Origin of the sequence: Streptomyces sp. NBC_01298 (assembly GCF_035978755.1) — a bacterium.
In the GTDB taxonomy this organism is placed as follows: Bacteria; Actinomycetota; Actinomycetes; order Streptomycetales; family Streptomycetaceae; genus Streptomyces.
The window spans coordinates 3,624,572-3,649,410 of sequence record NZ_CP108414.1; the positions used below are offsets into that span (position 1 = coordinate 3,624,572).

At 71.8% G+C, this 24,839-nt stretch carries 21 protein-coding genes; 8 read left to right on the top strand and 13 right to left on the bottom strand.

Annotation, left to right across the window (positions count from 1 at the left end; genetic code table 11):
- Window positions 1-27: 27 nt before the first annotated feature.
- Together OG730_RS16190 and mca are read right to left on the bottom strand one after the other, a co-directional pair.
- On the bottom strand, window positions 28-264 hold the full coding sequence (locus tag OG730_RS16190; protein ID WP_327304921.1) for a hypothetical protein: 237 nt from the start codon (window positions 262-264) through the stop codon (window positions 28-30).
- A gap of 2 nt (window positions 265-266) precedes the next feature.
- Window positions 267-1,148, bottom strand: coding sequence for a mycothiol conjugate amidase Mca (mca, locus tag OG730_RS16195; RefSeq protein ID WP_266880790.1), 882 nt, complete (start codon window positions 1,146-1,148; stop codon window positions 267-269).
- A 121-nt stretch (window positions 1,149-1,269) separates the two neighbouring features.
- Between mca and OG730_RS16200 the strand changes: the two genes are divergently transcribed.
- Window positions 1,270-1,683 (top strand): DUF4307 domain-containing protein, encoded by a 414-nt coding sequence (locus OG730_RS16200; protein WP_327304922.1) that lies wholly within the window; start codon window positions 1,270-1,272, stop codon window positions 1,681-1,683.
- Window positions 1,684-1,852: 169 nt separating this feature from the next.
- Window positions 1,853-2,350, top strand: coding sequence for a transcription elongation factor GreA (gene greA, locus OG730_RS16205; protein ID WP_327304923.1), 498 nt, complete (start codon window positions 1,853-1,855; stop codon window positions 2,348-2,350).
- Between the two features lie 114 nt (window positions 2,351-2,464).
- On the opposite strand, the gene OG730_RS16210 is transcribed toward greA, so the two are convergent.
- The 3 genes from OG730_RS16210 to ilvA all read right to left on the bottom strand — a co-directional run bounded on the left by OG730_RS16210 (window position 2,465) and on the right by ilvA (window position 5,744).
- Window positions 2,465-3,316, bottom strand: coding sequence for an ABC transporter permease (locus OG730_RS16210; RefSeq protein ID WP_327304924.1), 852 nt, complete (start codon window positions 3,314-3,316; stop codon window positions 2,465-2,467).
- Complete coding sequence (locus OG730_RS16215; RefSeq protein WP_327304925.1) at window positions 3,313-4,335, bottom strand: ATP-binding cassette domain-containing protein; 1,023 nt, start codon at window positions 4,333-4,335, stop codon at window positions 3,313-3,315. The genes OG730_RS16210 and OG730_RS16215 overlap by 4 nt, the downstream gene beginning before the upstream one ends.
- Before the next feature lie 176 nt (window positions 4,336-4,511).
- The gene (gene ilvA, locus OG730_RS16220) at window positions 4,512-5,744 is read right to left on the bottom strand and encodes a threonine ammonia-lyase (RefSeq protein ID WP_327304926.1); all 1,233 of its coding nucleotides are present in this window, start codon (window positions 5,742-5,744) and stop codon (window positions 4,512-4,514) included.
- Window positions 5,745-5,985: 241 nt separating this feature from the next.
- Between ilvA and OG730_RS16225 the strand changes: the two genes are divergently transcribed.
- The 3 genes from OG730_RS16225 (at window position 5,986) to OG730_RS16235 (ending at window position 7,350) form a co-directional block, all read left to right on the top strand.
- Entirely contained in the window at window positions 5,986-6,519 is a 534-nt protein-coding gene (locus tag OG730_RS16225; protein WP_327254639.1) for a MarR family winged helix-turn-helix transcriptional regulator, read from the top strand.
- Between the two features lie 79 nt (window positions 6,520-6,598).
- The gene (locus OG730_RS16230; protein ID WP_327304927.1) at window positions 6,599-7,111 is read left to right on the top strand and encodes a sigma factor-like helix-turn-helix DNA-binding protein; all 513 of its coding nucleotides are present in this window, start codon (window positions 6,599-6,601) and stop codon (window positions 7,109-7,111) included.
- On the top strand, window positions 7,108-7,350 hold the full coding sequence (locus OG730_RS16235; RefSeq protein ID WP_327304928.1) for a hypothetical protein: 243 nt from the start codon (window positions 7,108-7,110) through the stop codon (window positions 7,348-7,350). The genes OG730_RS16230 and OG730_RS16235 overlap by 4 nt, the downstream gene beginning before the upstream one ends.
- A 35-nt stretch (window positions 7,351-7,385) precedes the next feature.
- Here the strand turns inward: OG730_RS16235 and OG730_RS16240 are convergent, their stop codons facing one another.
- On the bottom strand, window positions 7,386-8,543 hold the full coding sequence (locus OG730_RS16240) for a cystathionine gamma-synthase (RefSeq protein ID WP_266905149.1): 1,158 nt from the start codon (window positions 8,541-8,543) through the stop codon (window positions 7,386-7,388).
- 126 nt (window positions 8,544-8,669) lie between these two features.
- On the opposite strand from OG730_RS16240, the gene OG730_RS16245 reads away from it, so the two are divergent.
- Window positions 8,670-9,776 carry a hypothetical protein gene (locus OG730_RS16245; RefSeq protein ID WP_327304929.1) on the top strand — a complete coding sequence of 369 codons (1,107 nt, stop codon included), beginning with the start codon at window positions 8,670-8,672 and terminating at the stop codon, window positions 9,774-9,776.
- A 75-nt stretch (window positions 9,777-9,851) separates the two neighbouring features.
- Here the strand turns inward: OG730_RS16245 and OG730_RS16250 are convergent, their stop codons facing one another.
- The gene (locus OG730_RS16250) at window positions 9,852-14,249 is read right to left on the bottom strand and encodes a ricin-type beta-trefoil lectin domain protein (protein WP_327304930.1); all 4,398 of its coding nucleotides are present in this window, start codon (window positions 14,247-14,249) and stop codon (window positions 9,852-9,854) included.
- A 490-nt stretch (window positions 14,250-14,739) separates the two neighbouring features.
- Between OG730_RS16250 and msrA the strand changes: the two genes are divergently transcribed.
- Window positions 14,740-15,405 carry a peptide-methionine (S)-S-oxide reductase MsrA gene (msrA, locus tag OG730_RS16255; RefSeq protein ID WP_327304931.1) on the top strand — a complete coding sequence of 222 codons (666 nt, stop codon included), beginning with the start codon at window positions 14,740-14,742 and terminating at the stop codon, window positions 15,403-15,405.
- Between the two features lie 73 nt (window positions 15,406-15,478).
- On the opposite strand, the gene OG730_RS16260 is transcribed toward msrA, so the two are convergent.
- Both OG730_RS16260 and OG730_RS16265 read right to left on the bottom strand, forming a co-directional pair.
- Entirely contained in the window at window positions 15,479-17,674 is a 2,196-nt protein-coding gene (locus tag OG730_RS16260; protein WP_327304932.1) for a sulfatase family protein, read from the bottom strand.
- 167 nt (window positions 17,675-17,841) lie between these two features.
- Window positions 17,842-18,888 carry an NAD(P)-dependent alcohol dehydrogenase gene (locus OG730_RS16265; RefSeq protein WP_327304933.1) on the bottom strand — a complete coding sequence of 349 codons (1,047 nt, stop codon included), beginning with the start codon at window positions 18,886-18,888 and terminating at the stop codon, window positions 17,842-17,844.
- A gap of 181 nt (window positions 18,889-19,069) precedes the next feature.
- Between OG730_RS16265 and OG730_RS16270 the strand changes: the two genes are divergently transcribed.
- Window positions 19,070-19,978, top strand: a complete 909-nt coding sequence (locus OG730_RS16270; protein WP_327304934.1) for a helix-turn-helix domain-containing protein — start codon at window positions 19,070-19,072, stop codon at window positions 19,976-19,978.
- A 22-nt stretch (window positions 19,979-20,000) separates the two neighbouring features.
- Here OG730_RS16270 and OG730_RS16275 read toward each other — a convergent pair whose 3' ends face one another.
- From OG730_RS16275 to OG730_RS16290, 4 genes are all read right to left on the bottom strand, one after another.
- Window positions 20,001-20,981 (bottom strand): GNAT family N-acetyltransferase, encoded by a 981-nt coding sequence (locus OG730_RS16275; protein WP_327304935.1) that lies wholly within the window; start codon window positions 20,979-20,981, stop codon window positions 20,001-20,003.
- Window positions 20,982-21,034: 53 nt separating this feature from the next.
- Complete coding sequence (locus tag OG730_RS16280) at window positions 21,035-21,712, bottom strand: ABC transporter ATP-binding protein (RefSeq protein WP_327304936.1); 678 nt, start codon at window positions 21,710-21,712, stop codon at window positions 21,035-21,037.
- An 80-nt stretch (window positions 21,713-21,792) separates the two neighbouring features.
- A complete protein-coding gene (locus OG730_RS16285) occupies window positions 21,793-23,283 on the bottom strand; it encodes an ABC transporter permease (protein ID WP_327304937.1) in 1,491 nt (496 codons plus the stop codon).
- A 195-nt stretch (window positions 23,284-23,478) separates the two neighbouring features.
- Window positions 23,479-24,759 carry a L,D-transpeptidase gene (locus OG730_RS16290; protein ID WP_327304938.1) on the bottom strand — a complete coding sequence of 427 codons (1,281 nt, stop codon included), beginning with the start codon at window positions 24,757-24,759 and terminating at the stop codon, window positions 23,479-23,481.
- Window positions 24,760-24,839: the final 80 nt, after the last annotated feature.

Consider the following 24,839-nt stretch of genomic DNA (forward strand, 5'->3'; position numbering starts at 1 on the left):
CGGCGGTCACCGCACGGGGACGGCGCCCTACGGGGCGCGCGTGCCCTCGGCCGGGGCCGAGGCCGGAGCCGCGGCGGGCTCCGGTGCTTCCTTGAAGTCGACCCGGCCCATGTGGCGGCTCATCGACTTCATCAGGCCCCACACCCCGAGGGCGAGGGCCGCGAACACGACGAATCCGAGCAGGCCCGGGGTCACCTTGTTCTTGTCGAAGGTGTCGCCGGCCAGCGGGAGGAGCTGGGCGATTGCTTCGTGCGTAGCGCTCATAGCTACGCATTCTCCCGGATGCCCGCGAAGAGGTCGGACTCGGGGAGGGAAGTGTCCACGAGGGACTTCGCGAGCTCGTACTCCTCCGTGGGCCAGACCTCCTTCTGGATCTCCATCGGGACGCGGAACCAGCCGCCGTCGGGGTCGATCTGCGTGGCGTGGGCGATGAGCGCCTTGTCACGGATCTCGTAGAAGTCGGCGCAGGGCACGTGGGTGGTCAGGGTCCGCTCCTTGCGCTCGAACTCCTTCCACCGCTCGAGCCACTCCCCGTAGGGGGATTCCAGGCCGCGGGCGAGCAGCGCCTCGTGCAGGGCGATGGTGCGCGGCTTGTTGAAGCCCTGGTTGTAGTAGAGCTTCTGCGGCTGGTACGCCGGGCCGAACTCGGCCTCGGGGTACTTCTCGGTGTCGGCGGCGTGATCGAAGGCCACCATCGAGATCTTGTGGGTCATGATGTGGTCGGGGTGCGGGTAGCCCCCGTTCTCGTCGTACGTGGTGATGGCCTGCGGCCGGAAGGCGCGGATCTTCTTCACCAGGCGGCCGGCGGCCTCGTCGACGTCCACCAGGGCGAAGCAGCCCTCGGGGAGCGGCGGCAGCGGGTCGCCCTCGGGCAGGCCGGAGTCGACGTATCCCAGCCATTCCTGGTCGACGCCGAGGATCTCGCGGGCCTCGTCCATCTCCTTGGCGCGCACCTCGTGGATGTTCTCCTCGATGTACTTGTCACCCTGGAGCTTGGGGTTCAGGACGGAGCCGCGCTCACCGCCCGTGCAGGTCACCACCAGCACGGACACCCCCTCGGACACGTACTTGGCCATGGTGGCCGCGCCCTTGCTCGACTCGTCGTCGGGGTGGGCGTGGACGGCCATCAGTCGAAGCTGCTCGGTCAAGACAGGATCCTCTTTGAGTCGTCAGGGCGGGCGCTTCTATAGTGACCGAATCGGGAGGCGGAAAAATTCCGGGGGGTCACCCCGGGATCCCGGTGTTCGCCCACCTCGAAGGGAACGATCGATGAGCGCGGTGCGCGAGGAGCTGCCCGAGGGCCGCTACGGCCGGTCGGCGGACGAGCGTGCGGACCGCAAGCTGAAGATCATCGGATCGGTGCTCGGGGTCGGTCTGCTGGGCGTGGTCGGCTGGATCGGCTGGGACTACGTGGCCGGGCAGAGCGTGAGCGCCGAGCTCATCAAGTACAAGGTCGTCTCCGACTCCGCGGTCGAGGTGCACCTCGAGGTGCGCAAGGAGGCCTCGGTCACCGGGGTGTGCACGCTGAGCTCGCAGGACGAGGGGCACGGCGAGGTCGGCCGCGCCGATTTCACGTTCGCACAGAAGAGCGGACGCGTGGACGAGATGGTGACGCTGAAGACCACCAGCCGGGCCACGATGATCGAGATCATCGGCTGCCGCGAGGCCGGTTCCGCGGGCTGATCCGGGGCGTGCCCGAAGCGTGATCCGGGCAGGACCGGGGCATGACCCGGGGGTGACCTGACGCAGTTCACACACTTGGCGTCCTCCCCCTTTTCTTCCCGAATTGTTAGGCTCGTGGTTTCGTCCGCCGCTGGCGGCTTTGTAGTCCCTGTACCGACGAGGAGCACCCGTGACCCAGACGAGCGAGAGCGTCACCTGGCTGACCCAGGCGGCGTACGACCAGCTGAAGGCCGAGCTGGAGTACCTCTCTGGTCCCGCACGGTCGGAGATCACGATCAAGATCGCGGCGGCCCGTGAGGAGGGCGACCTCCGTGAGAACGGCGGTTACCACGCGGCCAAGGAGGAGCAGGGCAAGCAGGAGCTGCGCATCCGCCAGCTCACGCAGCTCCTGGAGAAGGCCAAGGTCGGTACGGCCCCCGCCTCCGACGGCGAGGTGGCCCCGGGCACCCTGGTCAAGATCGCCTTCGACGGTGACGAGAGCGACACCATGGAGTTCCTGCTGGCTTCGCGCGAGTACGCGTCCTCGGACTTCGAGACCTACTCCCCGCAGTCCCCGCTGGGCCTCGGCGTGCTGGGCAAGAAGATCGGCGAGGACGCCCAGTACGAGCTGCCGAACGGCAAGCAGGCGTCGGTCAAGATCCTCGACGTCAAGCCCTTCACCGGCTGATCACCCCCCTTTTTCTTTTCAACACGAAGCCCCGCCGAGCTGCTGCTCGGCGGGGCTTCGTGTCGGGTGGGGCGGATCGGGTGGGGCGGATCGGGTGGGGCAGATCCCTTCTGCCTACGCCGTCGCCGAGCGGTACTTGCGTACGGCGAGGGTGCGGAACACCAAGATGATCACCACGGACCAGATCAGCGAGGCCCACACCGGGTGCTGCATCGGCCAGGCGTCCGACGGCGACACACCCGGGTTGCCGAAGAGTTCGCGGCAGGCCTGGACGGTCGCGCTGAACGGGTTCCACTCCGCGATGGGCTGGAGCCAGCCCGCCATGTTCTCGGTGGGCACGAACGCGTTGGAGATGAAGGTGACCGGGAACAGCCAGATCAGCCCGCCCGAGGTGGCCGCCTCGGGTGTCCGCACCGACAGGCCGATCAGGGCCCCGATCCAGGAGAAGGCGTAGCCCAAGAGCAGCAGCAGGAGGAAGCCCGCGAGGGCCTTCGGCACGCCCTCGTGGATGCGCCAGCCCACGAGGAGCGCCACGATCGCCAGGACGACCATGGTCAGGGCGGTCTGCACGAGGTCGGCCAGGGTGCGGCCGGTGAGGACCGCCCCGCGGGCCATCGGCAGCGACCGGAAGCGGTCGATCAGACCCTTGTGCATGTCGTCGGCGATGCCCGCGCCGGCTCCGGCGGTGGCGAAGGTGACGGTCTGCGCGAAGATGCCGGCCATCAGGAAGTTCCGGTAGTCGCTCGCGCTGGTCGAGCCGCCGATCATCATCGAGCCGCCGAAGACGTAGCTGAACAGCACGACGAACATGATCGGCTGGATCAGCCCGAAGATGACCATCTCGGGGATCCGGGACATCCGGATCAGGTTGCGCTTGGCCATGACCAGGGAGTCGTTGATCCCCTGGACGATGCCGCCGCGCGGGCGGGGCGCCGCCAGCTCCGGGGTCGTGGAGGTGAGGGTCACTTCGCCGCCTCCTTACGGGCCTTGCGGCCACTCTTGGCTTTCGCGTCGGCGGGTGCTTCGCCGGCCTCCTCGGCGGCTCGCTCCGCCGCGTGGCCGGTCAGGGAGATGAACACGTCGTCCAGGGTGGGACGGCGCAGGCCGATGTCGTCGATCTCGATGCCGCGTCCGTCGAGTTCGCGGATGACCTCGGCGAGCAGTTTGGCGCCGCCGGAGACCGGGACGGTCAGCTTGCGGGTGTGCTCCTCGACGGTGGTCTCGCCCTTGCCGAAGCCGGCGAGGACTTCCCGGGCGGTGGCCATGTGCTCGCGCTCGTGCACGACGACCTCGACGCGCTCGCCGCCCGTCCGGGCCTTGAGCTGGTCGGAGGTGCCGCGTGCGATGACCCGGCCGTGGTCGACCACGGCTATGTCGTGCGCGAGGTGGTCGGCCTCCTCCAGGTACTGCGTGGTGAGCAGCAGGGTGGTGCCGCCGGCGACGAGTTCCTGGATGATCCCCCACAACTGCTGGCGGTTGCGCGGGTCGAGACCGGTGGTGGGCTCGTCCATGAACATCACGGGCGGGCTGACCACGAGGGCCGCGGCGAGGTCGAGGCGCCTGCGCATGCCGCCGGAGTACGTCTTGGCGGTGCGGTCGGCGGCGTCGCCGAGGTTGAAGCGCTCCAGCAGCTCGGCGGCCCGCGCCTTGGCCGCCTTGGCGCCCATCTGGTAGAGCTGGCCGACCATTTGGAGGTTTTCCCGGCCGGTGAGGTATTCGTCGACGGCGGCGAACTGGCCGGAGAGGCCGATCGCGCGCCGGACTTCGTTGGGGTGCTTGAGGACGTCGATCCCGGCCACCACCGCCTTGCCGCTGTCGGGCTGCAGGAGGGTGGTCAGGACGCGTACGGTCGTGGTCTTGCCCGCTCCGTTGGGGCCGAGCAGACCGAGGACCGTGCCTTCGGGTACATCGAGGTCAACGCCGTCCAGAGCCCGTACGTCGCCGAAGGTCTTGACCAGACCTTCGGCGTAGATGGCGCCTGGCATATGGGTACTCCCAGTGCGAATCGAACCGGCTGAATCGTGACATTCCTACGCAAATCTTATGGGCGCCGAGCCGACCTCGCTCGGCCGAACGGGCGACACCATATCGCGTCATATCGCGTCTCGCCACCGGTTCGGGGAGTGTCGCCCGAAGGGTGAGGGGAGGTGGGACGAGCCCGTTAGCTCATGACCTTGTACCCCGCGCCGTGCAGCGCCCGCGCGACGTCCGCGCAGTGCTTCGGCCCCTTCGTCTCCAGGTGCAGCTCCACCTCCACCTCCGTGAGCCCCAGGCGCGGATCCGTCCGCACGTGGCTCACGTCCAACACGTTCGCATCCACCACTGACAACTCCCCCAGCAGACCGGCCAGGGCCCCCGGCCGGTCGGTCACCCGCAGCCGCAGCGACAGGTAGCGGCCGGCCGCCGCCATGCCGTGGCGCAGGATCCGCTGCAGGAGCAGCGGATCGATGTTGCCGCCGGACAGCACGGCCACCACCGGGCCGTCCCCGTACCGTTCGGGCTCGCTCAGCAGGGCGGCCACCGGGCTGCACCCGGCCGGCTCGACCACCATCTTCGCCCGTTCCAGGCAGAGCAACAGCGCGCTGGAGAGCGCGTCTTCGGACACCGTACGGACGTCGTCCAGCAGCTCGCCAATGATTTTGAAGGGGATGTCGCCGGGCCGCCCCACCTTGATGCCGTCCGCCATCGTGTTCGGGTTGTCGATGGACACCGGGTGCCCGACCTTCAGCGAGGGCGGGTACGCGGCCGCGCCCGCCGCCTGGACCCCGATCACCCGTACGTCGGGGCGCAGCGCCTTCACCGCGACCGCCACCCCGGCGGCGAGCCCGCCGCCGCCGATGCCGACCAGGATCGTGCGCACCTCGGGGCACTGCTCCAGGATCTCCAGGCCTACCGTGCCCTGGCCCGCGATGATGTCGCGGTGGTCGAAGGGGTGGATGAACACCGCGCCCGTGCGGTCCGCGTACTCCTGGGCCGCGGCCAGCGTCTCGTCCACGACCTCCCCGTGCATCCGCACCTCGGCGCCGTACTCCTGGGTCGCGGCCACCTTCGGCAGGGGCGCCCCGACCGGCATGAACACGGTCGAGCGGACCCCGAGGAGGGAGGAGGCCAGCGCCACGCCCTGGGCGTGGTTGCCCGCGCTGGCGGCGACGACCCCGGCGGCCCGCTGCTCGGGGCGCAGGCCGGCGATGCGCACGTACGCGCCGCGCAGCTTGAAGGAGCCGGTGCGCTGGAGGTTCTCGCACTTGAGGTGGACCGGGGAGCCGGTGAGCGAGGAGAGGTACCGGCTGCCCTCCATCGCGGTCACCCGGGAGACGCCGGAGAGCATCTTCTGGGCCCCCCGGACGTCGTCGAGGATGACCTGCGGGACGGGCTGCGGCACGCGGTAGTTCATACGGCCAGTCTCGCAGCCGGTCCGCCGCGTGCTCCGCCGCGCTGGGCGGGACGGGTGAGCCGGGCGGCCGCCGGGCGGTGCGGGGGCCGGTCGGAGCGGCGAGATCTCGCCATGCGGGACGGCTCGTAGTCGCCGTTTCATCGCTGCCGTATCAGTTCTTGTACGAGGAGTACGAGCCGTCGCACGGCCGCGTACTCTGTCCCCCATCCTTGTCGGCCCCATGCGAAGAGAGCCCACGGCCATGCCCTCCACCCCGGCCAGTTCCGACCTGCCCGCACCGGCCGGCGCGCCCGCCGAAGCCGGTCTCCTCGACGCGCTCCAGCACCAGGTGGCGGTCTTCGCCCGGCGTGCCGAGCAGACCCGCCTGGGCGGGGTCGGCCAGGCCCGCAACTCCATGGACCGGGCCGCGTACCTGCTGCTGAACCGGCTCGACCTGGAAGGCCCGATGGGCGTGAAGGCGCTCGCCGGCGGCATGGGCATCGACTCCTCCACCGTGACCCGCCAGGTCGCCCCGCTCGTCGACAGCGGCCTGGTCAAGCGGACCTCGCACCCCGAGGACGGCCGGGCCGTGGTGCTTGCGCTGTCCCCGCGCGGGCTGGCGCGGCTGGAGGAGGTCCGCTCCTCGCGGCGCGAGCTGATGGCCCGGGTGACGGACGGCTGGGACGAGGAGGAGCGCGTGGCGTTCACCGGTCTGCTGACCCGTTTCAACGTCTCGCTGTCCGAGCTGATGTCGGCCGGCTCCGAGCCCGGGTCCGAGGCCGGCCCCGCCTCCTGAGGCCCGACCGGGCCCGACTGGGGCCCGACTGGCGCCCGACCCCTTCCGAGGCGGTCCCTCCGGCCGCACTATGTGGACTGTGGACCACGGGCCGGGCCCCTACGCGGAGTTCGAAGCCTTCGTCGCGGGCGCGGCGGGGCGGCTCCTGCGCGTCGCGATCCTGCTGACGGCGGAGCCCGCGACGCCTGCGGCCGAAGCCGATGCCGGCTCCGCGGCCGAAGCGCCCGCCGCGCGCGGGCTGCTGGGCGGCGCGCTGGCCCGTACGTACGCGAACTGGCGCAGGCTGCGCGGAGACGACCCGTACGACCACACCCGCCAGGAGCTGTGCGCCGCCTTCGCCCGCACCGGCCGCCGCCACCACGGGGGCAGCGGGGTACTGGGGCGGCTGAGCCCGCTGGAGCGGCTCGTCGTGGTGCTGCGGCTCTACGAAGGGGTCGCGGAGGAGGTCACGGCCGCGCAGCTGGGGCTGGCGCCCGACCGGGTGCGGGCCCTGTGCGACCGGGCCGTCTCGGAGCTGCGCTCCCGCCCCGGAGTCGGCCCCGGTGCCGCCCCCGGGACCCCGCCGGACGCCCACCACAAGGAGGCGGCATGAGTCGCTCCGACCCCCGGGAAGCCCAGGTCAGACAGCTGCTGGAGGGGCCCTACCCGGCGGTGCCGCCCGATCTGGCGGCGGGCGCGGCCGCCCGCGGCGACCGGCTGCTGCGCCGCCGCAGGGCCGTGCGGCGGACGGGCTGGGCCCTGCTGTGGGCGGCGGTCGTGGCCTTCGCGGTGTGGGCCTCGCTGACCGGTGCGTGGTCGACGCCTTCGAGCGAGGTCTCCCCGCCCTGGTAGAACGGGGAGACCTGTGGTGCCGTGCGGACGGCTGACTAGCCCAGCGCCTGCGCGAGGTCGGCCAGCAGGTCGTCGGCGTTCTCGATGCCGACCGACAGGCGGACCAGGTCGCCCGGGACCTCCAGGGCCGAGCCGGCCACCGAGGCGTGGGTCATGCGGCCCGGGTGCTCGATGAGGGACTCGACGCCGCCGAGGGACTCGCCCAGGGTGAAGATCTTGGTCCGGTCGCAGAGCGCGACGGCCTCCTCCTCGCCACCGGTGACCCGGAAGGAGATCATGCCGCCGAAGTTGCGCATCTGCTTGGCGGCGATCTCGTGGCCCGGGTGCTCGGGCAGGCCCGGGTAGAGGACCGTGTGGACCTTGGGGTGGCGGACCAGCATCTCGGCGATCTTGCCGGCGTTCTCCGCGTGCCGGTCCATGCGGACGGCCAGCGTCTTGATGCCGCGCAGCACCAGCCACGAGTCGAAGGGACCGGCCACCGCGCCCATGGCGTTCTGGTGGTAGGCCAGCTCCTCGCCCAGCGCCGCGTCGGCGGCGACGAGCGCGCCGCCGACGACGTCGGAGTGGCCGCCCATGTACTTGGTCAGCGAGTGCACGACCACGTCCGCGCCGAGCGCAAGGGGCTGCTGCAGGTAGGGGGACGCGAAGGTGTTGTCCACGACCAGCTTGGCGCCGGCCGTCCGCGCGATGTCGGCGACGACGGCGATGTCCGTGATGCCGAGCAGCGGGTTGGAGGGGGTCTCGACCCAGATGACCTTGGTCTTCGGGGTGATCGCCGCGCGCACCGACGCCGGGTCGGAGGTGTCGGCGACCGACCACTCGACGCCCCAGCGGGAGACGACCTTCGCGAAGAGGCGGAAGGTGCCGCCGTACGCGTCGTTCGGGATGACCACGTGGTCGCCCGGGGAGAGCAGCGTGCGCAGCAGGCAGTCCTCGGCGGCGAGCCCGGACGCGAAGGCGAGGCCGCGACGGCCGCCCTCCAGCGCCGCGAGGTTCTCCTCCAGCGCGGTACGGGTCGGGTTGCCGCTGCGGCTGTACTCGTAGCCGCCGCGCAGTCCGCCGACGCCGTCCTGCTTGTACGTGGACACCTGGTAGATCGGGGGTACGACCGCGCCGGTCAGCGGGTCCGCCGTATTGCCCGCGTGGATGGCGCGGGTCTCGAAGCTCTGGTGCTCGTGGCTGTCGTCGCTCATGAACCCGATGCTATGCCCCGTACGACCCCTCCGCGGCCCCGCCCCGGAGCCTGTGGGGACTCCCCCGCGACGGGCGGCTTTGCCTCCTATTGGCTTATCCACGGGTCGGTCTGGTTCGCTGGGGTCATGGAGATTCTGTGGTTCCTGCTCGCGATGGGTCTGCTCTTCGCCGCCCTCTCACCGATCCTGCGGCGCAGGCGCGGCGGACTGCGCCTGGTCACGCCCGGGAGCCCGGACGCCGCCGACCCCGCGGACTACGGATTCGCCCTCCAGGAGGAGCTCGACATCCGGGTCCCCGGCCCCGACCAGGACCTGATGGACGCCCTCGACCACGTGCGGCGCACCGGCCAGTGGCAGGCCGCCTCCCAGCTGCTGGCCGGCACCCCCCGGGAGGGCGAGGTGCGCTGGCAGCGCGTACAGGCCTTCGCCGGTTCGGCGGCGCTGGAGCTGTCCCGGGAGCCCGGGGCCGGGGCCGCGTGGCTGAAGGCGTGGCGGCTGGAGGCTCCGAAGGACGCGGCCGGTGCGCAGGTGCACGCCGAGCTGCTGGCGCAGCAGATGTGGCGGCGGCCGGAGGGCATGAGCGAGGCCGACGTGCGGATCATCGCGGAGGAGGCCCGGGAGTCCTGCCACAAGGCCGCGCTGCTGGCCCCGGGCGACCCGGTGCCGTACATCATCGAGCTGTCCGTGGCCCGCATGCTGCACTACTCCGAGCCCGAGTACGACGCGCTGTGGGCGAAGATCATCGACCGGGCGCCCCAGCACATGGGCGCGCACCTGGCGGCGCTGAACTACTGGTGCGAGAAGTGGCACGGCTCCCGCGAGAAGGCCGACGCCTTCACCCACCACGCGGCGGCCCGCGCCCCGCGGGGCTCCCTGCTGGCGGCGCTCCCCCTCTTCGCCCTCTACGAGCACGTCCCGGACGTCGTCCTGATCCGCGGCTTCCACCAGAGCGCGTCCGTGACCCGGGCGGTGGAGGGGGCGCTGTACGCGGTCCACAGCGCGCGTCCCGACGACCCGATGCTGGCGCACGTACGCCACCTGCTGATCCTCTTCCTGGTCGGCGGCGAACGCTGGGCGGAGGCGATGGACCAGATCCGCCACGTGGACGGCTACGTCGGCGCCCTCCCCTGGTCCGCCGACCCGGACCCGGCCGCCTCGTACGCGATCTACCGCGCCCTGGCGGTGGCCGGCTACGAGGCCAACGGCGGCTCCCCGGCGACGCTGCCGCACTGACGGCGCACGCTCATACGGCGACGGCCGCCCCTCCCAGGTGGGAGGGGCGGCCGTCGTCATGTCGCTAGGGGTCGATCAGGGTGCCGCGTCCAGGGTGGGGATGGGGAGGGGTGCGGTGCCCAGGGACATGATGGTCCAGCGCTGGGCGTCGGTGCCGTTGCAGTCGTACAGCCAGAGCCGGCGGCCCGGCGTGGTGTCGAAGTTGCCCAGGTCCATGCACCGGCCCGAGTTCGGGTTGTAGACCGAACCGTCGGCGCGGGGCACGAAGATCTGGGCGGGCGTCGGCGTACCGCCGCAGGTGCGCAGTTCGAGCGGGGTGGTGTTGGCCGTTCCCGCGTTGACCGCGTTCACGCACTTGCCCTGGATCCGCAGCGAACCGTCGCCGCGGACCTCGAAGTCCTGGGCGACCGTGCCGTTGCAGGCCGCGATCTGGATCGGGTTGCCGTCATCGGTACGGGCGTAGTCGTTGTCCGCGCAGAAGCCCGGAGCCGCGGTGAGCGAGATCCGGCCCGCGGTCGCCGGGGCGGTCGGGGCCGCCGCGTAGGAGTAGGCGGCGAAGTTGCTGATGCCGCCGTTCATGACGTCCCGGTCGCCCCCGCCAAGCTTGTACCGGCCGAAGACGATCGAACCGCTGGGGGCGGGGCTGGTGGAGGCCTCGTGCCGGCCGGTGCTGGCCAGGACCCCGTTGACGTAGAGGCTCATCAGACTGCTGCCGGCGTCGTAGACGGCGGTCAGTCGGGTCCAGACGTCGGCGGTCCACCGGGCGTTCTGGTTGGCGACACCGGTGAAGTCGAAGGGCCACTCTCCGCCCTGCGCGTTGGCCATGGCGAAGTGCCACTGGCCGCTGTTCTTGTCGCCGTAGAGCATGAACGAGCTGTTCTGGGTGCCGTCCTGGCTGACGACCATGCTGGTCGCGGGCCCGTTGGCCGTCGAGCCGTGCTTGGCCCAGACGCTGATGGTGAAGTCCTTGCGGGTGTCTACGCCCGTGTTCGTACCGGAGGTCGTGATGGTGGACCCGGCGCCGCCGAACGCCGCGTAGGCGGTGCTGCGGCCTTCGATGGTCGCGGTCGGGAAGGTGACCGCGCCCGCGACGGTGGCGGGGAACTTGTTGCCGCCGGCGCTCGGCGTCTTGCCGGCCGCCACCGCGTTCAGCTTCCACTGGTGGGCGGGGGTGTTCAGGTTGCCCTGGAGGGTGAAGGCGGGGGCGACGCCGGTCACGGTCGGGTAGAGGACCGACGTGCCGTTGGGGGCGGTGCCCACACCGTTGAAGGCGACGAGCTGCTGCTCCTTGTCCACGGCCCAGAGGTCGGGGATCTTGTCGCCGGTGAGGTCGCCGTCGGAGCCGACCTTCGGGTACCGGGCGGGGTCGATCTTGCCGGTGATGAGGCCGGCGGCGGGGTTGGGAGCCGCGGTCAGGACCGGCGCGCCGGGAGTGCCACCCGTGAGGGTGAAGGCGTGCAGGGTGCCGCCGTCGGTCTTGTTGCGGGCCCACAGCGTCGCGAAGTCGGTGCCCTTGGCACGGCCCGGGGTGAGCAGCTCGTAGCCGTCCCACTTGGTGTCGTTGGCGGAGATCAGGTACGCCGTCGAGTCGAGCTGGTTGGTGGCACCCGGTACGCCCAGCCAGAGGCGGCCGTTCTCCACGAAGAGGAGCGAGGTCTGGGGCAGGTTGATGTTCCCGCCGCCCCTGCTGTCACCGCCGATGCCGCCGTAGGCGGCGATCTGGGTGACGCCCGTCCAGTTGGTGGTGCTGAACTGGTGGGCGGCGCAGTCGATGGGGGTGAAGTCGGCGGCGGCGCAGGAGTTGGGCTTGGTCACCGGGTTGGACGCCTGGCCGTCGACCAGTCCCGTTCCGCTGTTCGTGAAGGTGTAGAGGAAGGCGCTGCCCGGATCGTGGACCAGGAGGTCGTCGATGTTCTTCTGCCCGAGGCTGCCGCGGTGGGTGAACTGGACGCCGTTCCAGCCGTTGCCGCTCACGCTGGAGCGGGCGAGGGCCACCGGCGAGGCGGCAGGGTCGCCGCCGCCGTTGATCTGGCGGATGTTGCCGGCGGCGTCGGCGAGGACGACGTCGGCCTTCTTGTCACCGTTGATGTCGCCGAAGATCGGCGCGGGGCTGTTCGGGTTCGACGGGACGTAGAAGCTGTGGACCACGGGCTGGGACATGTTGCCCGCGTTGTCCTGCGTCTGCAGGTAGAGGTAGTTCGTGCCCCAGGCGCGGGGGGTGTACTTGATGGTGGTCTTGCCGTCGGTGAAGGTCTTGACGATCTGCGGGTCGGCGTCGGTGCAGTTCCAGTCGGAAGCCGCCTTCACCGGGTCCATGGTCCACCGGGCGCAGGCCAGGCCCGAGCTGCGGTTGGTGCCGGTGGCCGGAGCGTTGTCGGCGCCGGCGAGGGTGAAGGTGCCCTCCTCGTCGACCCGCTTGGGGTGGGCTCCGGTGGTGCCGGAGAGCGGGAAGTCGGTGGAGGTCACGGCCGCGGACGGCGGGGTCCGGTCGACGCGGAAGAAGCACCAAGGGGTCTCGGCGCTGGTCAGCGTGTCGTCCGTGGTGGTCGAGGTCCAGCCGTACTGGTGGCCATCGATGAGCGCGCCGGCGTCGACGACGGCGTCGCCCGCGGAGCCGTTCCAGCCCGTCGCGAGCCACGCGGAGGCCCCGGCGGCGTCATCGTCCCAGAGGTGGAAGGTCGTCTGGAGCTGGCGGCCGGTGGGCGACCAGGTCTCGGACGTCAGGTGGACGTTGGTGTTGGCGCCGATCCAGCCCGGGTTGTCCCAGGGCGCCGCCGCACCCGGGGTGGTGCACGCGGAGTAGGTCCCGGTGCCGGCGAAGCCGGGGGTCGGGCTCGTGCGCGGGCTGCCGATGTGGGGCTGGAAGTCGTACGTGGTGGCGATGTGCGGGGTGTTGCTGAACCGCTGGCGGTAGTACATGTTGCCTTCGTCGTCCGGCGCCAAGCCGAAGGTGAAGGTGGACCAGCGGCCCGAAGCGGCGTTCTTCATCTGGCTGGTGACGTTGTACTGGATCTGACCGGTGCCCGAGATCGTGGCGCCGCCGATCTTGGCGCAACCGCCCATCCGCGAGGCCCTGTCGCAGGGCTGCCGGTTCCAGGACGTGGGGCTGCTGATGCCCGTGGGGCTGTGGTAGAGGCCCATCGGCGTGGCCGTGCTCGGGCTCGACGAGGAGACGACGGTGGCGTAGAGCCATGCGTCGAGGACCTCGGAACCGTGGATGGTCGAGTTGATGCCGATCTGGAAGTACGCGCGCGTGCGGCCCTTGCGGGGGCAGTTGGAGTATCCGCAGTAGCCGGCGGCGGGCGTGTTCTGACCGTCGGAGGTGCCGTTGAACTCGTCCGTGTCCGGGTACGCCTCCTGCACCTGCGACCAGGCCTGGTTGCCGCTGTCGGCCGACGGGTTGACGCCCGGGTCGATGTACCAGGGGCCGGTGCCCTGCCCGAGGAGGGAGGTGTCGGGGATCAGGTCGATGCCGGTGGCGTCGGCCTTGACGCCGATGGGCTTGACGCGGGCGGTGTCGCCGGGGCCGTCGGGGGTGGAGGAGATGACCCGGTCGGCGGCGGCTGGCGCCGCCGGCGGGGCGGTGTCCGCGCCGCTGACGCCTGCGGACTTGCCGCTCTTCGCGCCGCCCTGCGGGGCGGCGGCCTCGGGAAGGGCCGTCTTCGTCGAGTCCCACATGAAGGAGGTGGGGCTGGTGAATCGGGCCTTGCCCTGGGCGTCGTCGAAGCTGATGTTGCCCGCGGCGTCGACGGTGGTCTTCAGGCCGGGGGCGTCCACACCGAGGCGGATCTTCTTCAGCGCCGGGTTCGCGGCGGCCTGGGCGGTGCGGACGATCAGGACCTGGCTCCAGCCGCCCAACCGGGTGGCGGTCAGCCGCAGATCGACGTCCGGCAGGACGTTCTTGTAGAGCGCGTCGTTGCCTTCGAGCACCGGTTCGGGGAGCTTGAAGGGCGTCTTGAAGGCCAGCTTCTTGCCGTCGGCCGTGGTCATCGTCGCCATCGGCCCGCTGCCGCCGCCGGAGATGCTCAGCGGGGAGGGAACGACCGCCGGGGATATGGTCCCGTCGGCGTTCGCGCGCAGGGTGGTGTCGATCGCCTTCCACGACCCGTTCGCCTGCTTCACCCGCTCCGGAGCGGAGGCCGCGTCCACGGTGAGGGTGCCGGCCGGGTTGGCGAAGGTCTGCGAGTTGCCGGTCGTCAGGTGCTCGATGACCACGCGCTTGCCCATGCTCTTCGCCTGGGCCAGCGCGGAATCCACGGCCTTCTGCTCGGCGGTGGGCTCGGGCTTGGGGGTCGAGGCGGGCCGGTTGTGGTCCGCGGGCCCGTTCGAGGCGAAGGCGGCCGGGGCCGTGATCAGCCCGGCTCCGAGGGCCAGCGCGACGGCGCCGGCCAGGGGCAGCAGCGCGGCCGCGGATGCCCGCCGACGCCGGAGGGCCCCCGGTCTCGGATCGGGTGATGAAGAAGATGGCCTCATGGGCACAGGTCCTCGCAATGCGCGTCGGTGAACCAAGGTCACGCGCACGGTGCTTGCTGTCCGAAAACCTGTCAAGATTTTTTAAGGGACGTATGTCCGGTTCACGTAAATAAGCGCGACGTTGACCGTCAAGTGACATTGATCATGTAAGCGGATCCCGATGAAATCCATGTGAATCCCCCCTTCCTTCCTCAAGATGTGCTGTCCGTCCCCCGCCGGAGCCTGCCTTTCATTCCCTTTTATGGCGGGATTTCGCTATCCCACCAGGCTGGTTTGCTTTCGCGCGCGGACGTGATCAGGCCATGTCGCGCCCTGGCCGCCGTGCGGATTGCGCCCGCTAAGGGTCCGGAGCACTCGGCAAAGCCGCCGGGGCTCCATGCGTCCGATTCCGGTTCCGCCCCGCTTCCGGTTCCGGCCGGCAGACCCGGCCGCACCGCGGGAATCCCGGCCGGCCGTATGCCGTTATCGGTAGACCACAAGGAGGGAATCCATGTTCTCGTACCGCCGCACGCCCGAGCTCCCCACCCGCGAGGAAGCCCTGACCGGCCGCGCGGAGCCGCTCTTCGGCCTGCCCGCCGCGCACACCGTGCTCGGCAATCCCCTCGCGGGCCCCTACCCCGCCCACCTGGAGGTCGCGGACTTCGGCCTCGGCTGTTTCTGGGGCGCCGAGCGCAAGTTCTGGCAGACCCCGGGGGTGTGGACCACCCTGGCCGGCTACCAGGGCGGCTTCACCGAGAACCCGACCTACGAAGAGGTCTGCTCGGGCGGCACCGGCCACACCGAGGTGGTCCGGGTCGTCTTCGACCCCTCCCTGGTCTCCTACGAGGTCCTGCTGAAGCTGTTCTGGGAGTCCCACGACCCCACCCAGGGCTTCCGCCAGGGCAACGACGTGGGCACCCAGTACCGCTCGGCCGTCTACACCCACTCCCCCGCCGCCCAGGCCACCGCCGAAGCCTCCCGCGAGGCCTACCAGCGCGTCCTGACCGCCTCCGGCCACGGCACGATCACCACGGCCGTCCTTCCGGCGTCGGAGCGTCCCTTCTGGCCCGCCGAGGCGTACCACCAGCAGTACCTGGACAAGAACCCCGGCGGCTACTGCGGCATCGGCGGCACCGGTGTCTCCTGCCCGATCGGCGTGGCCCGCGCCGAGGGCTGACCGGCAGCGCGCAGGAGCCCCGGACCCCCGCCGCGTGCGGGGGTCCGGGGCTCCTTTCGTTCCCTGGCGCCCGTCAGACCACCGTCACCCGGGCCGAAGCCCACGAGGTGTGGTCGAAGGCGGAGTTCGCGTTGGCGTCCTCGACCGTCAGGGTGAGGAGCCGGACGCCGCGTACGTCCACGTCGAGCGCCGTCGGTCCCGAGGCGCCGGTCAGGACGCCCGTCGTGGCGAGGATCCGGCCGTCGCCGCGCACCGTCGCGCGGGTGGCTCCGGCCGCCGACTGCTTCTTCGAGAAGTCGTCGATGCCGACCAGGGTCGTGAAGCGGTTCCCGCGGCCGCCCAGGTGGTAGACGATCTCGGACGGGGCGTGCACGCCGAGGCCCTTCGCGTGACTGACCCCGCCGAAGGCGATCGGGGTGCCGTCGCCCGCCGCCTGCTTGCCGTTGGAGCGGTCGATCTCGACCGGGCCCCAGCCGTTGGACGCGGAGACCCAGGGGAGGTCGCTGAGGTAGGCGTCCCGCGTGGGCGGCGCGGGCAGCGGGGCGTACGGGGCCTGCGCGGTGAAGGCGGAGCCGCCCGCCGCGGCCGACGCGGTGAGGGTGACGGCGGCGGCCCCCTGCGGGGCGGTGAGGGTCCACACCGTGGTCAGGGACTGCCCCGGGGCGAGGGAGGCGGCCGCGGCGGGACCCGCCGGGGTCGCGGTCCAGCCCGCCGGGACGCTCAGCGACACCCGGGCGTCGGCCCAGGCGCGGGCCGTGCCGTTGGCCAGGGTGGTGGTGAGCGTGCCGGCGGACGGGGAGGCGGTCGTGGTCAGGCCCCAGGGGCGGCGGGTGTACACATCGGCCCAGGAGGAGCGGAGCAGGGCCGTGAGGGAGGCCACCACCGCCGGGTTCGCCGCCGCCACGTCGTGCTTCTCGGCGAGGTCCGCGGTCAGGTCGTAGAGCTCGAACTGCCACTGCGCGTCCGGTACGGTCCGGTCCCGCGCGGGCGCGAACCGTACGGCCTTCCAGCGGTCCTTGCGGATGGCCTCCGCGACCTGCTTCGCCCGGCCGCCGTCCTGGGTGTTGGCCCGGCTGGTGACGCCCTGCTCGTCCCGGTACCAGTACAGGTGGTCGTGGACCGGAGCGAGCGCCGGGGCGCCGTTCAGGACGGGGGCCGCCGAGAGCCCGTCGATGTCGGAGGGGGCCGGGGCGCCGCCCGCCAGGTCGGCGAGGGTGGGCAGGAGGTCGTAGAGCGGGGTGGGACGGGCGCTGCTGGTGCCGGGGGCGATCCGGCCCGGGGACCAGGCGACGAGGGGGACGCGCACGCCGCCCTCGTACAGGTTTCGCTTGTAGCCGCGCAGCGGACCGTTGGCGTCGAAGAGGTCCGGGTTCACCCCGCCCTCCTCGTGCGGGCCGTTGTCGGAGGCCACCAGGACGACCGTGCGCTCCGCGACGCCCCGTGCCTTCAGCCGGTCGACGACCGCGCCGACCTGCGCGTCGAGGAGGCTGATCTGCGCCGCGTGCGACTTGTTCGCCTGCGTCCAGGACCGGGAGGCGTAGGCGCTCGCGTCGGGGATCTCGCTCGGGGCGTGCGGGAGGTTCGGGGTGAGGAAGAGCAGGAAGGGGTCGGGGCCGGCGGCGTGGGCGTCGATGAAGCCGAGGGCGCGCGCGGCGATCGCGTCGGGGGCGAAGGTGCCCGTCGGGACGGTCTCCTTGGCGTTGCCGTTCCAGAGGTACGCCGGGTAGTACTCGTGGGCGTGCCCGTGGTCGATGTACCCGTAGAACTCCTCGAAGCCCCGCGCGGACGGGTGGCTCGGCTGGTTCCCGGCCTCCGGTCCGAAGCCCCACTTGCCGAAGAGGCCCGTACGGTACCCGCGTGCCCGGAGCACCTCCGCGAAGGTGGTGTCGCCCGCGCCGAGGCTGCCCTGGCCGCCGCTGGAGGGGTTGGCCCGGACGGCGGCGTGGCCGGTGTGCAGGCCGGTCAGCAGCGCGGCGCGGGAGGGGGCGCAGACGGCGGCGGCGTAGGCGTCGGTGAACCGGAGCCCCTCGGCCGCGAGTTGGTCGATGCGCGGGGTCGTGATCAGCTTCTGGCCGTACGCGCCCAGGTCGCCGTAGCCCAGGTCGTCGGCCAGGATCACCACGAGGTTCGGCGGGCCCCCGGCCTCGGTCCCGGTCCCCGCCCCGGTCCCGGCGGTGGCCGCACGCGCCGGCTGGACGGCCTGCGGGAGCGCCGCGAATCCGGCGGCGGCGGCCGCGGAACCCGCGAGGAAATGGCGGCGGCTGGGCATCTCGAACTCCCCGGTGACAGAAGGCTGGTGGGAAGATCGTCCGCGCGGACGGCCGCCGAGACCATGCACGGGGCATGAAAAGCGTGTGACGGCGGCCCCCGGGGAACGCGCACGCGATGGACGTGCACCCGGGGGCCGCCGTCAGACTCCGGTCAGACGGCGGCGACTCAGATGGTCGAGGTGTCGATGACGAAGCGGTAGCGGACGTCGCCCGACTGGACGCGCACGTACGCCTCGTTGACCTCGTCCGCGCGGATCACCTCGATGTCCGAACCCAGCCCGTGCCGCGCGCAGAAGTCGAGCATCTCCTGCGTCTCGGCGATCCCGCCGATCATCGAGCCGGCCAGGGTCTTGCGGCCGCCGATGACGGAGAACAGGTTCAGCGAGACCGGCTCCTCCGGGGCGCCGACGTTGACCAGGGCCCCGTCCACCTTGAGCAGGCCCAGGTAGGCGTCGAGCGCGAGCGGCGCGGAGACCGTGGACACGATCAGGTCGAAGCGGGCGGCCAGCTCCTTGAAGGTGGCCTCGTCGTTCGTGGCGTAGAAGTGGTCGGCGCCCAGCCCCCGCCCGTCCTCCCGCTTGCGCAGGGTCTGGGAGAGGACGGTGACCTCGGCGCCGAGGGCGTGGGCGATCTTGACGCCCATGTGGCCGAGACCGCCGAGGCCGACGATCGCGACCTGCTTGCCGGGGCCGGCCTGCCAGTGCTTGAGCGGGGAGTAGAGGGTGATGCCGGCGCACAGCAGCGGGGCGGCGATGTCGAGGGGGAGGCCGTCGGGGATGCGGACGGTGTAGTTCTCGTCGACGACCACGTGCGTGGAGTAACCGCCGTACGTGGGCTCGCCGTTCTTGTCGAGGGCGTTGTACGTGCCGGTCATGCCCTTGGCGCAGAACTGCTCCTGCCCGGCGAGGCACTGCTCACACTCGCGGCAGGAGTCGACGAAGCAGCCGACGCCGACCCGGTCGCCGACGGCGAACTTGGTGACCTCGGCGCCGACTTCGGCGACGACACCGGCGATCTCGTGGCCCGGGACCATGGGGTAGATGCCCTCGCCCCAGCCGTCGGTGACCTGGTGGATGTCGGAGTGGCAGATGCCGGCGAACTTGATGTCGATGAGGACGTCGTGCGCGCCGACCGGACGGCGCGGGACGGTGATGCGCTCCAGCGGGGCCTTGGGCGCGGGGGCGGCGTAGGCGGCGACCTGGGTGACGGACACGGTGGGGCTCCTCGGAAGACTGCTGTGTGCGGCTGCCTTGTGTGGCTGCCGTGTGCCCACAGCCTGCACGGTTCCGCTCCGGACACCCATCCCCCTGCCCTGCCTAGGTCTGGCGGACCTACCCTTGGCGGGGTCAGGCTCACGCCCCCGGCCCGTATCCCCGCGCGGGGATACTGGGGTAATGGACCAGCTTGATCAGCGAGCCGAGCTCGGCGAGTTCCTGCGCTCCCGGCGCGCCCGGCTGCGGCCCGAGGACGTGGGCCTGCCCGACTACGGGCGCCACCGCCGGGTCCCCGGCCTGCGCCGCGAGGAGCTGGCGCAGCTGGCCGGGGTGTCGGTCGCGTACTACACGCGCCTCGAGCAGGGCCACGGCCAGAACGTGTCGGCGGACATCCTCGACGCCATCGCCCGGGCCCTGCGCCTGGACAACACGGAGCGTGCGCACCTGAGCCACCTGGCCGGCCCCAAGCCCCGCAAGCGCCGCCAGACCCCGCGCCCCCAGCAGGTCCGGCCGCAGCTGCGGACGCTGCTGGACGCGATGGACGGCGTACCGGCGTACCTGGTCGGGCGGCGTCAGGACGTCATAGGCTGGAACCCGCTGGCCGCGGCCGTCTTCGGCGACTTCGGGGCGCTCCCGGCGCAGGAGCGCAACCTGGTGCGCCTGGTGTTCCTGGACCCGGCGACGGCGGAGCTGTACGCGGACTGGGAATGCCGGGCGTGCGAGGTGGTGAGCAACCTGCGCGTGTACGCCGGACAGTTCCCGGACGACGAACGGCTGTCCGCGCTGGTCGGCGAGCTGTCGGTCAAGAACGAGGAGTTCCGGCGGCTGTGGGCGGCCCACACGGTGGCCGACAACAAGACCCACGGCGTCAAGCGGCTGCGCCATCCGCTGGTCGGCGAGCTCGCGCTCTCCTTCGAGACGCTGGCCTTCCCGGACGACCCGGCGCAGTTCCTGGTCACCTACCACGCCGCCCCGGGCTCCCCCTCGGCCGACGCCCTGCGCCTCCTCGCCTCCTGGTCCGCGTCCACCGCCGCCCCGGAGCGGGAGCGGGAGCACGCCCCGGGCCCCGCCGGGGAATCCGCCCCGTAGGACCGCGCCCCCCCGGCTACGACTACAGCCGCAGCTGGAAGTACCCGACCCCGCGCTCGCGCCGGTACCCCAGGGCCGCGTTGACCGCGAGCATCGGGGTGTTGTCGTCCGCCACCGAGGTGGCGATGGTGCGCAGGTCCGGGTGGCGGGTCGCCGCCTCCGCGAGCATGCGGAGCTTGACCGTGCGGCCGAGCCCGTGGCCCCGGTGGGCGGGGACGACCACGGTGTCGTACTGGAGCGCGCGCGGGCCCGCCGGATCGGGCAGGACCAGTTCCGTGTAGGCCGCCACCTCGCCGTCCGGGGTGACGGCGGCGACCGTGGTCAGGGCGCCGCCCCGGTCCAGGATCTTGCGCTGGGCCGCGTGCAGGCGCTCCGGCGTCCAGGTCTGGATCCGCTGGTCCAGCTCCCCCGACGGCGCGTCCTCCATCGCCCCGTGGGCGACGGCCGCGGCCCGCGCCCACGCGTCGGGGACCGGCCCGGGCCAGCAGTGCAGCTCGTAGCCGGGTGGGGTGGGCGCCGCCCCTTCCTTCGCGGCCCGCGCCCCCTGCGCCCACCGCGCCTCGCGCACGTCCTGCGCGTACCAGGCCATCGACAGGACGTTCTCGAAGCCCACGGACTCGGCGAACGCCTGCCCCGCACCGCCCAGGTCCGCCTCCGTCGCCACCGACGTGCGGCCGTCCGCGAGCAGCTCCTCGCGGGCCCGCTCCCACAGGGCCGCGCCCACACCGCGCCGCCGCGCGTCGGGCCGTACGGTCAGCTCGTCCAGGAACGCGGTGTGGTCGTTGGTGCCGTCGGTGAAGAGGACCAGGGAGGCGACCGCCTCCTCCGTGGCCCAGTACAGCGAGCGCCCCCGCACCGACGGCACCCGCAGCGCTCCGGCCACCTCCGTCCGGGAGGGCGGCGCAGTCCCCGGCAGGTCGGCCGTCCGGGCTGCCGCCAGGACGGCCCACCAGTGGTCGATCTCGGTGTCGGTCGGGGGCACGGAGAGCGCGGTGATCGTCATGCTCCGGACCCTAAACCGGCTCCGGACCCCCCAACCGGAGGGTGGCGGCGCGCTCAGGCGTTTTCGGTGACGGTCACCTTGCCGCGCCGGATCGTCGCCACCCGCGGGGCCCGCTTCGCGAGCGCGCTGTCGTGGGTGACCATGACGAAGGTCAGGCCGTGCTCCTTCCAGAGCCCTTCGAGCAGCTCCATGACCTCGTCGCGCATGGACTCGTCGAGGTTGCCGGTCGGCTCGTCGGCCAGCAGCACCTTGGGCCGCTTCACCAGCGCCCGCGCGATGGCCACGCGCTGCTGCTGGCCGCCGGACATCTCCCCGGGCAGGTGTCCCATCCGCTCGCCGAGGCCCACGGAGTCCAGCGCCTCGGCGGCCCGGTCGCGCCGCTCGCGGGCCCCCAGCCCGAGTGGGACGAGGGCCGTTTCGACGTTCTCCTGCGCGGTGAGCGTGGGGATCAGGTTGAAGGACTGGAACACGAAGCCGATGTTCTCGGCGCGGAACCGGGTGAGGCGGGATTCGGAGACGGTGGCGAGGTCGAGTCCGTCGAGGACGATCTGTCCCGCCGTCGGGCGGTCCAGGGCGCCGAGCATCTGGAGCAGGGTGGACTTGCCTCCGCCGGTGGGGCCCTGGATGACGAGCCGGCCGCCGTCCTCGATGGTCAGGTCCACGCCGGCGAGCGCGTCGATGGATTCCTTGCCGCGCCGGTAGCGCTTGGTGACACCGGTGAGTTGGTACATCTCTGGTTCGTTCCCTCGGGTTGCGGGGCGGTGGTACGGGCGGGGGTGCCGGCGGGTGACGGCCGCCGGCCGGGCGGCGGCTATTCGACGCGGCGCAGGGCGTCCGCCGGCCGCAGCCGGGAGGCGCGCCAGCCGCCGAAGCCGCCCGCGATCAGTCCGCCCGCGACCGCGAGCGCGACGGCCAGGCCGATGGTGGAGAGCGAGACGGGCGCGGTGAGCGCGATGTCGAGGGCCTTGCCGGCGCCCTGCTGCGCGGAGCGCGTCATCCCGCCGCCCCCGCCCCCGCCGCCGCCCGGGCCCTGGGAGCGGCCGGCGCCGCCGGCGAGCTGCGCCGTCAGCCGCGGGCTGATCGCGGTGATGGCGTACGCGGCTCCGAGCCCGAGGCCGATGCCGAGGACGCCGCCGATGAGCCCGTTGACCAGGGCCTCGCCCGCGACCTGCCCGGTGACGCGGCCGCTCTTCCAGCCGAGCGCCTTGAGCGTGCCGAACTCGCGGACGCGCCGGGACACGGCCGAGGAGGTCAACAGGCCGGCGACGAGGAAGGCGGCGAGCAGGACCGCGTACGAGAGCCAGGTGCCGACGGTGGAGGCGAGGGAGGAGGCGGTGGAGAGCGAACCGGAGACGGTGTCGGCCAGGTCGGCCGAGGTGGTGACGGTGGTGTCCGGGACGTTCTTCTGGATGGCCTGCTTGACGGAGCCGATCGCCTGGGAGTCCTTCGCCTGCACGTAGACCGTGGTGATCTTGCCGGGGGTTCCGGCGAGGGTCTGGGCCTGCTTGAGCGGGAGGTAGACGTTGGCGGCCGCGTCGCCGCTGTCGGCGGTGGCGATCCCGATCACCTTGAACTTGACGCCCTTGACGGTGACTTCGGAGCCGACGGCGAGCTTGTTCTTCGTGGCGTGGGCGCTGTCGACGACCGCGACCGCAGCGTCGCTCTCGCCGGCCGCGAAGGTGCGGCCCGAGGTGATCTTGGAGGTGGTGAGCGGGCCCAGCTCGGGGTGGGCGACGTCCGCGCCGTAGACGGAGAAGGAGTTGACGTCGAAGTCGGCGCCGCCGCCCTCGACCGTACCGCCCTGGCCGCCGCCCGTGGCGCCCGGCTTGGCGGCGGCTCCGCCGCCCGACTGACCCGCCGCGCGCTTGAACTCCCCGCGCTTGAACTGACCGTTGACCTTCATCACCTGGAGGCTGAGGCCGCCGACGGCCCGCGCGACCCCGCTCTGGCCGGACACCTTGTCCACGGTGGCGGCGTCGAGGGTCTGGAAGCCCTGGGGCATCACGAGGTCGCTGCTCTGCTCGGCCCCGGCGTTCGCGTCGCCCTCGCCCTTCGCGTCGAACCTGAACCGGGGGCGGGCCGCGGTATCGCCCTCGGCGGGCGGGGTCTGGGCCTTGGTGACGGTCATGTCCGTGCCGAGGCCGTAGAGCGACTGGAGGACCTTGTCCTGGGCCTGCGTCATGCCCGCCGAGACGGAGGTGACGACGATGACGAGGGCGATGCCCAGGGCGAGCCCGGAGGCGACGACGAGCGCCGCCTTCCTGCGGCGGCGCAGCTCGCGCCGGAGGTAGGTGAAGAACATGCGGCCGAAGCTAGGCAGCACCGGTGACGGCCGGATAAGCCGTCCATAAGAGTCGGATGAGAACGCGAACTCACAGGTCGCGCACAGGATCACCCGTACGCCCGCCTACAGCGAACGGACGGCGGGGAGCCCCCTGGTCGGGGCCCCCCGCCGTCCGTCTGCGCTTCGTCGGGGTGCGGCTGTGGTGTCGGCGGCTCAGACGGCCGAGCCGGCCTTCCAGGCCGCCCAGTCCATGTTCCAGCCGTTGAGGCCGTTGTCCGGCTTGATCGTCTTGTCCGGGGAGTTGACGACCGTGACGACGTCTCCGATGAGGGAGTTGTCGTAGAACCAGGCCGCGGGCTGGTTCGGGTCGTTCGCGCCCTTGGCGTCGTTCAGGCCGACGCAGCCGTGGCTGGTGTTGGCACTGCCGAAGACCGAGTCCGGGCCCCAGTAGTTGCCGTGCACGAAGGTGCCGGAGTTCGACAGGCGCATCGCGTGCGGCACGTCCTTGATGTCGTACTCGCCCTTGCCGTCGTCGTCCGTGAAGCCGACGGTGGCGCCGTTCATCCGGGTCTCCTTGAACTTCTCGGAGATCACCATCTGACCGTTGTAGGTCGGGTTCTCCGGGGAGCCCGCCGAGATCGGGATGGTCTTGAGGACCGCGCCGTCACGGGTGACCGTCATCTTCTTGCTCTTCGCGTCGACCGTGGAGACCTGGCTCCGGCCGATCTTGAAGGTGACGGTCTTGCTCTGCACGCCCTGGATGCCCGGGCCGCCCTGGACCCCGTCCAGCGCCAGCTTCAGGGTGACGGTGGAACCCGCCTGCCAGTACTTCTCGGGGCGGAAGTCCAGCCGCTGCGTGCTGAACCAGTGGCCCACGACCTCCTGGCCGCTGCTGGAGGTGACCGTGATGCCCGCCTGGACGGCCTTCTTGTCCTTGATGGACTTGTCGAAGGTGATCGAGACCGGCATGCCCACGCCGACGGTCTGGCCCGCGTCGGGGATGAAGGACCCCACGAAGCTGTTCTGCGGGGAGATGGTGGTGAAGGAGGCGTTCTCGTGCGCCTCGCGGCCCGCCTCGTCCTTCGCGGTCGCCGACAGCGCGTACTTCGTGGAGCGCTTCAGCGCGCCGTCCGGCTTCCAGCTCTTCCCGTCGGCGGCTATCTTGCCCGGCACCTTCGTGCCCTCGGAGCTCTTCAGCTCGACCGCGGTGAGCGTGCCCTCGGTCACGGCCACCGTGGCCGCGTCGTTCAGGCCGACGTTGGTGGCGCCGTCCTTGGGCGTGATGGCTATCTTGGCCTGGGAGGCGTCCTTGGCCGCGGCCGCGTCCACGTCCGCCTGGGATTTGGCCGACGCCTCTCCGCTGGCCTGCGGCGTCTGCGCCTTGCCGTCGTCGCCGCCGCATCCCGCGAGCACCAGTACGCCGCCGAGTACGGCGGATATGGCCACCAGGGACCTTCTCCGCCGCATGCTGTCCGTCCTCACACGCCACTCCATCGTTGCCTGAACCCCGAACTCCCCGGGCAGGGGGCATGACCCCCCTGCCTCGTCCTGACAACGCATTACACCCCGAGGTG

Bases quoted from the DNA above. Each gene is read 5' to 3' on its own strand.
- OG730_RS16225 (WP_327254639.1), top strand. From the start codon at position 5,986: ATGCCCTCCACCCCGGCCAGTTCCGACCTGCCCGCACCGGCCGGCGCG.
- OG730_RS16270 (WP_327304934.1), top strand. From the start codon at position 19,070: ATGGACCAGCTTGATCAGCGAGCCGAGCTCGGCGAGTTCCTGCGCTCC.
- OG730_RS16245 (WP_327304929.1), top strand. From the start codon at position 8,670: ATGGAGATTCTGTGGTTCCTGCTCGCGATGGGTCTGCTCTTCGCCGCC.
- ilvA (WP_327304926.1), bottom strand. From the start codon at position 5,744: ATGAACTACCGCGTGCCGCAGCCCGTCCCGCAGGTCATCCTCGACGAC.
- OG730_RS16260 (WP_327304932.1), bottom strand. From the start codon at position 17,674: ATGCCCAGCCGCCGCCATTTCCTCGCGGGTTCCGCGGCCGCCGCCGCC.
- OG730_RS16235 (WP_327304928.1), top strand. From the start codon at position 7,108: ATGAGTCGCTCCGACCCCCGGGAAGCCCAGGTCAGACAGCTGCTGGAG.
- OG730_RS16200 (WP_327304922.1), top strand. From the start codon at position 1,270: ATGAGCGCGGTGCGCGAGGAGCTGCCCGAGGGCCGCTACGGCCGGTCG.
- OG730_RS16240 (WP_266905149.1), bottom strand. From the start codon at position 8,543: ATGAGCGACGACAGCCACGAGCACCAGAGCTTCGAGACCCGCGCCATC.
- msrA (WP_327304931.1), top strand. From the start codon at position 14,740: ATGTTCTCGTACCGCCGCACGCCCGAGCTCCCCACCCGCGAGGAAGCC.
- OG730_RS16285 (WP_327304937.1), bottom strand. From the start codon at position 23,283: ATGTTCTTCACCTACCTCCGGCGCGAGCTGCGCCGCCGCAGGAAGGCG.
- OG730_RS16275 (WP_327304935.1), bottom strand. From the start codon at position 20,981: ATGACGATCACCGCGCTCTCCGTGCCCCCGACCGACACCGAGATCGAC.
- OG730_RS16250 (WP_327304930.1), bottom strand. From the start codon at position 14,249: ATGAGGCCATCTTCTTCATCACCCGATCCGAGACCGGGGGCCCTCCGG.
- OG730_RS16280 (WP_327304936.1), bottom strand. From the start codon at position 21,712: ATGTACCAACTCACCGGTGTCACCAAGCGCTACCGGCGCGGCAAGGAA.
- OG730_RS16290 (WP_327304938.1), bottom strand. From the start codon at position 24,759: ATGGAGTGGCGTGTGAGGACGGACAGCATGCGGCGGAGAAGGTCCCTG.
- OG730_RS16190 (WP_327304921.1), bottom strand. From the start codon at position 264: ATGAGCGCTACGCACGAAGCAATCGCCCAGCTCCTCCCGCTGGCCGGC.
- OG730_RS16215 (WP_327304925.1), bottom strand. From the start codon at position 4,335: ATGCCAGGCGCCATCTACGCCGAAGGTCTGGTCAAGACCTTCGGCGAC.